14 protein-coding genes are annotated in these 11,686 nt (G+C 53.7%); 4 read left to right on the plus strand and 10 right to left on the minus strand.

Features of this window, described 5'->3' with window-relative positions:
• Positions 1-53 precede the first annotated feature (53 nt).
• Both AC4FIC_RS14225 and AC4FIC_RS14230 read left to right on the plus strand, forming a co-directional pair.
• A complete protein-coding gene (locus AC4FIC_RS14225) occupies positions 54-833 on the plus strand; it encodes an SDR family NAD(P)-dependent oxidoreductase (protein ID WP_100256793.1) in 780 nt (259 codons plus the stop codon).
• A gap of 15 nt (positions 834-848) precedes the next feature.
• Positions 849-1,844 carry an AraC family transcriptional regulator gene (locus tag AC4FIC_RS14230; protein ID WP_100256792.1) on the plus strand — a complete coding sequence of 332 codons (996 nt, stop codon included), beginning with the start codon at positions 849-851 and terminating at the stop codon, positions 1,842-1,844.
• Positions 1,845-1,894: 50 nt separating this feature from the next.
• On the opposite strand, the gene AC4FIC_RS14235 is transcribed toward AC4FIC_RS14230, so the two are convergent.
• The 3 genes from AC4FIC_RS14235 to AC4FIC_RS14245 form a co-directional block, all read right to left on the minus strand.
• Complete coding sequence (locus tag AC4FIC_RS14235; RefSeq protein ID WP_100256791.1) at positions 1,895-2,455, minus strand: CIA30 family protein; 561 nt, start codon at positions 2,453-2,455, stop codon at positions 1,895-1,897.
• A 13-nt stretch (positions 2,456-2,468) separates the two neighbouring features.
• Complete coding sequence (locus AC4FIC_RS14240; RefSeq protein ID WP_264371433.1) at positions 2,469-2,714, minus strand: TIGR03643 family protein; 246 nt, start codon at positions 2,712-2,714, stop codon at positions 2,469-2,471.
• Positions 2,715-2,850: 136 nt separating this feature from the next.
• A complete protein-coding gene (locus tag AC4FIC_RS14245; RefSeq protein WP_100256789.1) occupies positions 2,851-3,387 on the minus strand; it encodes a DUF3429 domain-containing protein in 537 nt (178 codons plus the stop codon).
• A 158-nt stretch (positions 3,388-3,545) separates the two neighbouring features.
• On the opposite strand from AC4FIC_RS14245, the gene AC4FIC_RS14250 reads away from it, so the two are divergent.
• Both AC4FIC_RS14250 and AC4FIC_RS14255 read left to right on the plus strand, forming a co-directional pair.
• The gene (locus AC4FIC_RS14250) at positions 3,546-4,880 is read left to right on the plus strand and encodes a DASH family cryptochrome (protein WP_100256788.1); all 1,335 of its coding nucleotides are present in this window, start codon (positions 3,546-3,548) and stop codon (positions 4,878-4,880) included.
• A 31-nt stretch (positions 4,881-4,911) separates the two neighbouring features.
• Entirely contained in the window at positions 4,912-6,459 is a 1,548-nt protein-coding gene (locus AC4FIC_RS14255) for a cryptochrome/photolyase family protein (RefSeq protein ID WP_476195164.1), read from the plus strand.
• Here the strand turns inward: AC4FIC_RS14255 and AC4FIC_RS14260 are convergent.
• The 7 genes from AC4FIC_RS14260 to AC4FIC_RS14290 all read right to left on the minus strand — a co-directional run bounded on the left by AC4FIC_RS14260 (position 6,456) and on the right by AC4FIC_RS14290 (position 11,686).
• Positions 6,456-7,484 carry a histone deacetylase family protein gene (locus AC4FIC_RS14260; RefSeq protein WP_476195166.1) on the minus strand — a complete coding sequence of 343 codons (1,029 nt, stop codon included), beginning with the start codon at positions 7,482-7,484 and terminating at the stop codon, positions 6,456-6,458. The two genes, AC4FIC_RS14255 and AC4FIC_RS14260, sit on opposite strands and share 4 nt — an antisense overlap.
• Positions 7,485-7,558: 74 nt before the next feature.
• The gene (locus AC4FIC_RS14265) at positions 7,559-8,110 is read right to left on the minus strand and encodes a YdeI/OmpD-associated family protein (RefSeq protein WP_100256785.1); all 552 of its coding nucleotides are present in this window, start codon (positions 8,108-8,110) and stop codon (positions 7,559-7,561) included.
• 26 nt (positions 8,111-8,136) lie between these two features.
• Positions 8,137-8,442, minus strand: a complete 306-nt coding sequence (locus AC4FIC_RS14270; protein WP_100256784.1) for a DUF1330 domain-containing protein — start codon at positions 8,440-8,442, stop codon at positions 8,137-8,139.
• Positions 8,443-8,593: 151 nt separating this feature from the next.
• Complete coding sequence (locus AC4FIC_RS14275; RefSeq protein ID WP_273286082.1) at positions 8,594-9,472, minus strand: alpha/beta fold hydrolase; 879 nt, start codon at positions 9,470-9,472, stop codon at positions 8,594-8,596.
• A gap of 133 nt (positions 9,473-9,605) precedes the next feature.
• On the minus strand, positions 9,606-10,019 hold the full coding sequence (locus AC4FIC_RS14280) for a PaaI family thioesterase (protein WP_476196155.1): 414 nt from the start codon (positions 10,017-10,019) through the stop codon (positions 9,606-9,608).
• Positions 10,020-10,269: 250 nt separating this feature from the next.
• Entirely contained in the window at positions 10,270-11,352 is a 1,083-nt protein-coding gene (gene arsB / locus AC4FIC_RS14285) for an ACR3 family arsenite efflux transporter (protein WP_490359428.1), read from the minus strand.
• 106 nt (positions 11,353-11,458) lie between these two features.
• Positions 11,459-11,686 carry a LysR substrate-binding domain-containing protein gene (locus AC4FIC_RS14290; protein WP_476194578.1) on the minus strand — a complete coding sequence of 76 codons (228 nt, stop codon included), beginning with the start codon at positions 11,684-11,686 and terminating at the stop codon, positions 11,459-11,461.

Raw genomic sequence — 11,686 nt, forward strand, 5'->3', positions numbered from 1 at the left:
AACCAACCAACCAACCAACCGCACATTAACAGCAAATTCAGGGGAGCATAACAATGTCAAATACAGCACTAATCACGGGCGCATCCGGTGGTATTGGCTTGGAGTTGGCGCGTATTCACGCGCAAAAGGGTGGCAACCTGATACTGGTGGCCCGCTCTGAAGCTAAACTGAACGCGTTAGCAGAGGAGTTAAGCGCGCAACATGGCATCAGCGTTACGGTGATCGTAGAAGACCTGGCGCAGCCGGAGTCGGCGCAGCGTATTTTCGATCAGACCGAAAAGCTGGGGCTGCAGGTCGACACCTTGATCAACAATGCCGGTTTTGGCGGCCATGGACTGTTTCATGAGCGCAGCCTGCTTGCCGAGCAGCAAATGATGCAAGTTAATATGATTTCTCTGACCAACCTGACCCACCACTATAGCCAAGGCATGGTGGCACGCAGGCAGGGTAAAATTCTCAACATTTCCTCCACGGCATCCTTTATGCCGGGCCCTCTACAGGCGGTCTATTATGCCAGCAAAGCCTTTGTCACCTCCTTTACCCAGGCCATCGCACAAGAAATGGCGGAGTTTAATGTCACCGCCACGGCCCTGTGTCCGGGCCCCGTCGCGACCGGCTTTGTCTCGGCCGGAAATCTCGAAGGCGTTGATATTTTTAAAAACGCCAAAACAGCGCGCTCGGTGGCGCAATGCGGCTATACAGCGATGGAGCAGGGTGAGTTGGTCGCGTTCAATGAAGCCGGCCTTAAGTTTGCGCTAAATTGGATTATCCCTCTGTTGCCGAGAAAAATATTGTTAAAAATTTCTCGCAAAGCGATGGAAAAAACGTCCTAACGTGGGCCAACTTAGATGAAGAGCGCGAGTAATTTTAAGGTATCTGCAGGCTGGAAAATCATCTTGCGCGATATGGAAATCGACAGTCAACTGGTGTTGGCCTATGCCAAATTACCGTGCGACCTTCTCAGCCTGGAACATGCCACGCTCAAGCCAATTGAATACTTTCGCTTTTGGCATGGCATTGAAATGGCGGCAGGTAAGCGACAGGTACCGTTATTGCTGGCCGCTGCTATTTCAGTCGAGGCCTTTGATCCGCCGGTCTTTGCCGCCATTTGCAGTCCGGATTTAAATACCGCCCTGGCCCGCATTAAACAGTACAAACCGTTAATAGGGCCGATAAATTTGGCGCTCAGCGTCGGTGACCGTGAGACTTCCTTAATCATCAGCTGCTATGGCTATGGGGCTAACTTACCCAGCGCTTTGCAGTTGAGCGAATTGGTGTTCTTTACCCAGTTGGCTCGATTGGCGACCAGAGAATTCATCGTACCCAGCAAGGTTATATTGCCGGAGCTGCCGGAGGACCTAGCCGCTTACCAGGCTTACTTTGGCTGCCCACTGGTCGCTGGAGATCGAGTCGAAGTTTGTTTCTCGGCTCGGGACGCTGCCCGGCCCTTCTTAACAGCCAATGTGCCCATGTGGCATGTCTTTGCCGGTGCACTGAATAAGACACTGACAGAGCTGACAACAAGCGCCAACGCGGTTGAGAAGGTTCAGGCGGTGTTAATGGAATTATTACCCACGGGTGTCAGTTCCATTGAAGCCGTTGCGGAGAAGCTCGCACTCAGCAAAAGAACCTTGCAAAGAAAGCTAACGGACGAGTCCGATAACTACCACTCGGTACTGCAAACGCTGCGCTGCGACTTGGCGGAGCACTATCTCAATCGGCGCCACTTATCGTTGGGCGAAATTTCATTTTTACTCGGCTACCAAGAGGTTAATTCCTTTATTCGCGCCTTTACTCTGTGGAAAGGCGTGTCACCCGGCAGCTATCGGGCTGCCGAGTGCTAATCTAAACGCACTATATTGACGATGGGCACGTTGACGAGCACGAGAGCGGGTCAATAAAACCCAATCTCGGCAATTTCAAGATCGGCAATATGGTCCCGTCCAAACGCGACAATGCCTAGGTTACGCAGGCTCGAGGCCTTGGGCGATTTACTGAGCCAGCTGCTGGAGCGTTCAAAGGCCGACAAAGGCAATTGAATGGTCTGCCATTGCTCGCTGGTTTGAAAGCTCGCCTGATAGTATTGCCATGGCATGAGGCTACGCGAGGTGCGCAGATGCAGGTAATAGAGTTGGCCATTGCCGCGTACGGTTAGGTAGACACCGGTGGCTGAGTCGACGCTGCCTTTGGCGATATCGCGTCTTATTTGAATAAAGCCGCCATTGTTGGCGGTGCTGACCTGACCGCTCAAACGCACAACGGGTGCGCCCTGCTCGGCCTCAAACTCAGCCCGGCCTTGGGAGACCCCGCCCATGACCTGGTCACTGAAGTACTTCCAGCGCAGCTCCGGCTGCGCGTCAAATTTGTCGATCATCATCGATTCCTCGGCCATACTACTGGCGATTAGTCCTAGGCTCAGGCAGCTTGACCAGAGCAATTGGCGGATATAATGCATCTTCTGAACCCTTTTAACGTTTGTATTGAGTTGGGCAATAGGCGCGAGCCACATCAGGCGAGCGCAGTTGCAAATGCTTGGTTTTACGCCCGGTGACTCGTTGGCGCCAGAGCCGAAACGAACGCGGCTTCAGCTGAGCGCGCATCAATCGAATAACGGCCGACTCGTTAAGGCCGAAGAGTTGTTCGATGGCTTCAAAGGGGGTGCGGTCTTCCCAGGCCATTTCCACCACGCGCGACAGCTCACTGGCGTTTAACACGGCATCTGCGAGGCCGGCTAGGGGCTTGGTTGCACTGTTGGTCCTGGTACTGGTACTGGTACTGGCCATATTCTTACCTCTGGCTGGCATAATGTCTGGTGTAAGGGGTATCGAGTACTGCTGCGCTGCGCGCTCGCTAAGCTAGCTCCGCGACCATCACCGCGGCGACCAAAAGGTGCCCACTCACCACTATTAAGGTAATGCGTAAACGCATCGACTCATAGCTTCCGCCGAATAGGGCGCGCGTAGAACTAAATGCTTGGCTTGACCGTTCGACCCAGAGCAAACTGATATAACTCAGCGCCAGCAGGCAAATGGTTAGGATCATGATATTTGGCGCTACAGAGAACAGCAGCAAGCAAGACCAAGCCACTAGAGCAACCAGGTTGCTCAACAGGATCAACGCCCTGGCCTGTCCGGTCGGGCCATCCGACTGCGCCAGCCGGCTGCGCTCCCACAGTGCGCCCGCTAAGAAACTCAGAATGACCGCACTGTAGGCCATAAAACCCTGCGCCGCCGACAGTCCGAACAGCACCGCGCTGTACCAGCCCAAACCACTCAAAGCGGCCTGAACCATTAGGCCTGCGAGTAGCACAAAGGGCAGTACACCCAGATCGCCGAGCAGTGAGGTCAGAGGGTATCGCTTGGTGGCTGGGGGCACTTGTTCAACCATAGGGTTTTTCGTTATCGGGATGATTGGTGCAGATATACGGCTGGCGGGGTGATTCAGATGCCTTTACCCGACCCGCGCATAAGTCTAAATGGCGGCCTGCGGCGTAATTACCCGACTCATTTATTTCAATCAGCGCGCTGGCGCGGAGAAACTCGCATATGAACAAGGTCGGCCTGTTTTGGTTTAACCATGATCTTCGTGTAGACGATAACGCCGCACTCTTGCGGGCTGCGGCTGAAGTCGACACGCTAATCTGCCTGTACTGCGCAGAAACCTTAGTAACCGGGCCGGGCTCGAAGCTGCCGGCCGGGCTATCAGCCCATCGGCGAGAGTTTTTATTTGCGTCACTGGAAGATTTAGACGCCCAGCTCAACCACTACGGTCAGAGGTTGGTGGTCCGCCTAGAGTCTCCTCTGGAGGCCATTGCGCAACTGATCACCGTGCATAACATTACCCATCTCTATCGCTCTAACCATGTCGGCCACTATGAAAACACTCTTTGGCAGACCTTGGCGAAGCGCTACAGCCAACTTAGCTTCACCGAATGCCATACCCATACCCTGTTTGAGCCGGCGCAACTGCCCTTCGCGCTGGACCAATTGCCCGATAGTTTTTCCGGTTTTCGGCGCCTGATTGAGCGGCAAAAAATCACTACGTTGATCGCGGCGCCACTTGCTGCGCCCAGCTCACTGCCTGCGCCCGCGCGAGTAGCCGATCTGGCCTGGCAAACGGTTTGGCAAGAACACTTCCCCGCCAGCACCGACACCTCGCCTCTGTTTACTGGAGGAGCTCATGCCGGACAGGCGCATCTTAGAGGTTACTTCGCCCGGGATCTGGCAAGCGATTATAAGCAGACGCGCAATGGCTTAGATGGCCTGGATTATTCGACAAAATTCTCACCCTGGCTGGCCAACGGCTCGCTCTCGGTGCGCCGTATTCTGCAGCAGCTGCAACAATATGAAGCACGGGTCGGCGCCAATGATTCGACCTACTGGATTTTCTTTGAACTGCTATGGCGTGAGTATTTTCAATGGTACGGCCACAAATATTCACAACGCCTATTTGCCTTTGCCGGCATTAACCAGAGCGCGCCGGCGACCAGCTTTTACCCAGAACGGTTCAAAAAATGGTGTGTCGGCAATACGCCCTACCCCCTTATTAACGCCTGTATGAAATCCCTCAATGCCACCGGCTATCTGTCCAATAGAGGCCGCCAATTGGTGGCCAGCTGCTTTGTGCATGAGCTCGGCTTAGACTGGCGTCATGGTGCGGCCTATTTGGAGGAACAGCTGATAGACTATGATGTTGCCTCGAACTGGGGCAATTGGCAGTATCTGGCGGGGGTCGGTGCCGACCCGCGCGGGCACCGCCACTTCGATTTGCGCAAACAGGCTAAAATTTATGACCCGGACGGTGAGTTTGTCCAACGCTGGGCCAGCGACCAAACGTTACTGCCCTTAGATTCAGTCGACGCCGTCGGTTGGCCGATCTAAGTTCATTCCTTATTAAAAAGCAGCCATGACCATGAAAACCTATCACAGCCTTCGGCTTATTCTCGGTGACCAACTCAATGCCCATCATTCTTGGTATCAAGAGCAGGATGAGGGCGTGCTCTATGTCATCGCCGAGCTGCACCAAGAGGCAACCTATGTCCGTCATCACATCCAAAAGGTTTGCGCCTTTTTTGCCGCCATCGAAGGCTTTGCCAATGCGCTCCGGTCGGCAGGTCATCAGGTTCGCCATCTGACATTGGACGACACCGCAGGCTTTGCAGACCTCAATAGCTTGATTGCCGCCCTGTGCACGGAGCACGGCATTGAACACTTTGACTATCAGCAGCCCGATGAATATCGTCTCGCCGAACTATTGAAAGCCTTAGACTTGGGTATTCCCATACGCTGTTGCGACAGCGAACACTTCTTGCTCAAGCAGACCGAGTTGGCCAGCTATATCAAGGTTGGCAAACACAATCGCATGGAGTCGTTCTATCGCAAGCTGCGCAAACGCTTTGATATTCTCATGGTCGGCGATCAGCCGCTGGGTGAGCGTTGGAACTTCGATGGCGAAAACCGCAACAAACTCAAGGCCGCCGACCTTGCACAAATTCCCCAACCGCTGGTGTTTGCCAATCCGGTCGGGCCCTATTTGGAACGCATTCAACGCCACCAGATCGATACCTTAGGACGAGCCACAGACGATCTGCTCTGGCCGGTTAATCGCCAGCAATCTTTGCAGCTGCTGGAATTCTTTTGTCAGCATTGCTTGCCCAATTTCGGCCGCTTTCAAGATGCCATGACCGAGCACGGCGAGTCGCGCTGGAGCCTGTATCATTCGCGGATTGCCTTTGCGCTCAATAGTAAAATGTTGCACCCGATGCAGGTGATTCAGGCCGCCTTAACGCGTTTTGAGGAGGCCAACAGCGGTATCGACCTGGCCCAGGTTGAGGGCTTTATACGGCAGATTCTGGGATGGCGCGAGTATGTCCGCGCCGTCTATTGGGTCAACATGCCCGACTATGCCAAACTCAATAGCTTCGAAGCCAAGCGCGATCTGCCGGAATTTTTCTGGCACGGCAACACCAAGATGGCCTGTATGAAGCAGGCAATTGATCAGTCGCTCGATTACGCTTATGCCCATCATATTCAGCGTTTAATGGTCACCGGTAACTTTGCCATGCTCGCGGGGATCGACCCGGATCAGGTCGAACGCTGGTATTTGGGCATCTATATCGATGCGATTGAATGGGTTGAAATGCCCAATACCCGGGGCATGAGCCAGTTTGCCGACGGCGGTCTGATTGCCACCAAACCCTATGCCGCCAGTGGCAGCTATATCAACAAGATGAGCGATTACTGCAAAGGCTGCCATTACGACGTCAAAGAACGTTTTAGCGAACAGGCCTGCCCCTTTAACAGCCTCTATTGGCACTTTTTGCAGCGCCACAGTGAGCGCTTTTCAAACAACCCGCGCACCGCCATGGCATATCGCACCTGGGACAAGATGGACCCGCAGGTGCAGCAGGCGTTGCTGAACCGAGCCGATGACTGCCTGACGAATTTAGAACAGCTCTAGGGCTGTTGTTCAAAGCCAATCAAGACCTTGGCAACATTGACCCCGATGGCTTCCACCGCGTAGCCGCCTTCCAATAAAAATAAGGTCGGCAGCTGCACCGAAGCGATGGCAGCGCCAACGCTTAGGTAGTCGTCCGTGGTAAGCTTAAAGAAGGAAATGGGATCATGCTCGAAGGTGTCGACGCCTAAGGAAATAATCAAGCGATCGAAGCCGCCTGCCTGGATAAGCTGCAGCGCTTCGTTCAGACCGACCTGCCATTGCGCAAAGGTGGTACCCGGACCGTAGACCCAGTTATGATTCGCCCCCTCACCTGGCCCAGCACCGATTTCATTTTCGTAGCCGCTAAAGTGCGGAAACACCAGCAAGGGATCACCGTGCAGACTGAAAAAGTGCACATCCGCGCGTCGATAGAAAATATCTTGGGTGCCATTGCCGTGATGGAAATCCACGTCCAAAATGGCAATTTTTTGATCGCCCTGATCGAGAAGATACTGCGCGCACACGGCGGCGTTATTAATAAAGCAATAACCACCGAAGTAGTCAAAGGCCGCATGATGGCCCGGTGGCCGACACAGGCCAAAGGCATGCTCGCCGTGGCCAACCTGCTCAGCCGCGGTCAGGGCGACTTGGCAACTGGCGTAGGCGGCTTCCCAAGTACCATCACTGATCGACGATTCGGCCGCAAAACTGTAATAGCCCAATTGGCCATCGATGTCTGTGGGCACAACCTGCTGCATGCGTCTACCCGGCCACACGGCGGGAATGGCTTCACCCGCCTTGCCGGTGTCCTGCCATTGTTGCCAGCAGGTGGTTAAGAAATCAATATAGGCGGCATCGTGAGTTCGGGTAATGGCCGCCAAACCAAAATCTTTCGGATCCAACCATTGGGCAATACCCGACTCGGTTACGCTCGACTTAACATACTCGGCGCGTTCGGGACTTTCGTAGGGCGTGACCAGTTGGCCGCCGTCCAATTCGGTCGTGGGATGACGTTGCCAATGAGCCTTGTCATAAACTGCTTTCATAAGGTGCCCTAAATTAGATTAGCATGGAGGTAGCGCCTGGGCTGCTGCGCAACCGAGACGGCTAACGACGCCCTTCAGACGACGCTTTTGGGCGCGCTAAGCGCTTTACTATAGAACCCAGAAGGATCAAAACAGCATACGCGTCGCTTTCCAGAAGCAAGCATGGAACAGGCATCCTTGATCCGCTTGGCGCGCGTTTTGGCCTGTTTGGCAGAACAGACCCAATGAATCCAGTCTAACCGAGCAAGCACCGTTGTCTCTTCCCAAATGGTTCGCGCCTCAGGTGCTGCGGCAAGCGCCTCTCGCAAGTCTGATGGCGCGTCGGGTTCTGGTTCTTGCTCAATGGCCCAGATGTCCAGTGTCACCATATCACCGCTTTGCAAACCGGTCGCGCTAAGCAAGGCCTGACTGAGTCGCAACCAATGACTCAACTGGCCATCCGGCTCGAGCATCGCCTGAAAAGGTTGAGCGTTGAGGATACCTTCAACGGTCGTCCGGCCGCGCCGGGGCAGTTTATTGCTCGCGCTCTTGGGCAAAATCACAAAAGCCCAGGGTAACTCGCCTGTTGGTTGCGCTGGCCGCATGAGCTTGGCGGTGAACTGAGATCGGGTGTCGATTTGGGTCATTGCGAATAAACCTGTCGAATAGGCTGTTATGGATTGGTCTCATGGGTGGATATTATCGTTTTGCTGTTAACGGATACATCAAAATATTTTGCTTTGACCGCGAGATACTCTGGGTCTGTGAAAAAATCGTCCATATGTTTTTGACTTGGGAAAGCAATCGTAAACAGGCGATTAATTTTATCCTCGGTTTTGGACAGCAAGACTTCCGACACCCGAAAATCGAAACCAAAGGCCCCTCCAAAGGACTGTAAGATCGGCATCATGGCCGCTCGATAGGCCTTATAGCCTTGGTCATCGATCACGTCCAGACCCATTATGCGTTCATATGCCATTGCGCTGTCCTTTAGGTTGCTGAGGTTACTTTGATTGATAGATTGGATAGCTTAGCTAAGGCCCAACGCGCGGCCTCATTCATCCTGATAAAACGTTTGTGCACCGGCGGACCGATCGAGAGACGGCTCGACGGCCCTGCGGGTGCCGGCATTAGTGCCTGCCAAAGAATTGAAGCAGCTCGTCACAAACCGCCTCAGGTGCTTCCTCGGGCAGAAAGTGTCCACACGCCAAGGCAGCGCCGGTAAGTTGCTCGGCATACTGCTGCCAGACATCCAGCACCTTATAGGTGCGACTGACAAAGCCATTTGCACCCCACAAGACCAGCAGAGGGCAACTTATCTTAGTCTGGCTATCGGCCTCATCGTGTTCCAGGTCAATGCTCGCGCCAGCACGATAATCCTCACAGGTTGCGTGAATGGATTCCGGCTTGGTGTAACAGCGCACGTATTCCGCCACCGCGGCGTCGGCAAACACCGCACCGGGTGCGCTCCAGCGCTTGAGTTTCTCTTTAAGATAATAGCCGGGGTCCGCACCGATCATCCGCTCGGGCAAGCCATCTGGCTGGATCAGAAAAAACCAATGATAGTAGCCCGTGGCGAGCTGTTGGTCGGTATGTTGAAAGACATGACGCGTCGGTGCAATATCCATCACACAGGCCTTCAGAATGGCCTCAGGATGGTCTAAGGCCATCCGATGGGTCACCCGAGCACCGCGATCGTGACCGACCACAAAAAACTCATCGTAACCCAGCGACGCCATCACTTCGATCATGTCCGCGGCCATCGCGCGCTTCGAATAGGGGTAATGATCTGCGGTGCTCGGTGGCGTCGAACTGTCGCCGTAGCCGCGCAGATCGGGGCATATTACATGGAAGTTTTGCGCCAATATTGGGGCAATCTGATGCCAAATTACATGGGTTTGCGGATAGCCATGCAATAACAGCAGGGGTCGACCCGAGCCGCCGTGTACCAGGTTAATCTGCGCGCCACTGGTGTTGATTTTAACCTTTGTAAAGGTATCTCCGAACATGAATCCACTTCCCTTAATGGCTGTTAACGCCCTAATTCATTGGCCGGCGTTGTTTCTGTCGCTACTCTGGTCTGGTCTGGTCTGCTCGCCACTTAGAGATCCGCGAGTGACTCGCGCTATGCGAACGCCGCCCTCAGGCGACCCTTTTGGGCGGAATGGCGTAGGTACCCACGACATGTGCCACGGGGTCGGTATTGCCCTCTGAGTAGAGTGACACCTCGCCCACCGCCAGTGTCTTGCCGACCTTCAAGAGCGTGCACACGGCAATAATGTCTTTGTCCGAGGCCGGTTTGCGCAGGAAGTTGATGGTCAGACTCGTGGTGACGGTTAGCGCGACCAGGCCAATTTCGCCCAAAATGGCGACGTATAGGGCCACATCGGCGACGGTCATCAAAACCGGCCCTGACACGGTGCCACCCGGGCGCAGTTCATTGAAGCCCACGGGGTGCCTGACGGTGGCAGACATATCGCCCAAGGACTCGACGGTGCATTGGGTTTGAGGGAATTCAGACTTCAAGAAGGTGTCCATTTCGTCTTGTGAAACCATGCATCTCTCCAAATACGCTATTATTTTTATTCTATCGCTCGATACGCTGTTAACGCTGAGTTTTTGGACTATTTTGACGAAAACGGCAATGCCGCCAATATAACCGATTCATTTGGCTAAACATACTGACCGAGCCGCTTTGGACCAAGCGTTGGCGCTTATATCGAGCATAACGGCACGATATACAGAACCTGATTGCTGGGTAAAATGCGTCGGCAGTGCGGGAAGTTTGCTGATGGGCTGGTTAGACCTAAACCGCCCGGTGGTAGTCGAATAAATGCCTCGTTCGGTGACACAGGGACACCAGCAGTAACATCAAGGGCACCTCAATCAACACACCCACTACGGTAGCCAGGGCCGCCCCAGAGGACAAACCAAAGAGCACAACCGCGCTCGCGATCGCTACTTCAAAGTGGTTGGAGGCGCCAATTAATGACACGGGCGCGGCGTTGTCATAAGACAGTCTGCACCATCGGGACAGGGCAAAATAGCCGAGGGAAAAGATAACTAGGGTTTGAACTATTAGGGGTATGGCTATCCAGAGGATGGTTAGCGGATTGCCAATAATTACCTCTCCCTTGAACGAAAAAAGTAAGATTAGCGTACTCAGCAGCGCCATGATGCTAACCGGGGTCAACCACGGCACAAAGACCTGGTTAAACCAGAGCAAACCCTTGGCCTGAATAACACCTTTTCGGGAAACATAACCCGCCATTAATGGCAAAGCGACGTAAATAGAGACCGACAAGACCATGGTCTGCCAGGGTACCGGCATGGCATTCACATTGAGCAATAGACCGCCCAAGGGTCCATATAGCAAAAGCATTAGCAGTGAGTTGAGCGCCACCATAACCAGTGTCAGCCCGTCATTGCCTTTGGCTAAGTGCCCCCAGATCAGCACCATCGCGGTACAGGGCGCAATGCCCAACAGAATCGTACCGGCTATATAACTGCGCCACAACTCGACCGTTTCGCCAGTGGCTAAGATCTCGGTGCCGGGTAACAGATCTTTGAATAGGTACCCTAAAAACAAATAGGAAATGGCCAACATGCTAAAGGGTTTAATCGCCCAGTTGATGAACAGCGTGAGCAGAACGGGCTTGATCGCATTCGATGATTTGAGAACTTGCGAAAAGTCTATTTTGACCATGATAGGGTACATCATAAAAAACAAACAAACCGCTATCGGAATGGACACCTGATAAACAGAGAAGTCATTCAGGGTGGTGGCAAAAGACGGTCTAACTGCTCCTAACAAGGTGCCGCCAACAATGCAAAGCAACACCCACAGAGTCAAATAACGTTCAAAAATTGATAATGTATTTTTCGGCATGCCGGTTACCTCTGCCTCCGCAAATCCACCAAGCTGACCGCGTTGAGACAAATCATACAACAAAGCCGTACAGCACAGAGGCACTATGTATTGACTTGAGGTGGATTTACCGCGCCGGTATAAATGTAGCCGTCGGCTGGGACCGAAACCATTCGGCCAGTCTACGCGAGACAATTCTTGCCGCCGCCGATGGTGGTTCTGATTCGCGGACCAATGCTGACCACGCCAGATCGAGCTGATCGGCGCCGACGCTTACCACCGCGATACTCTTGTTATTTATCGCCGACTGAACGGCCCATTTTGACAGAATGCTAATGCCAAACCCCGCGGCTAT

The organism is Reinekea sp. (assembly GCF_982785585.1).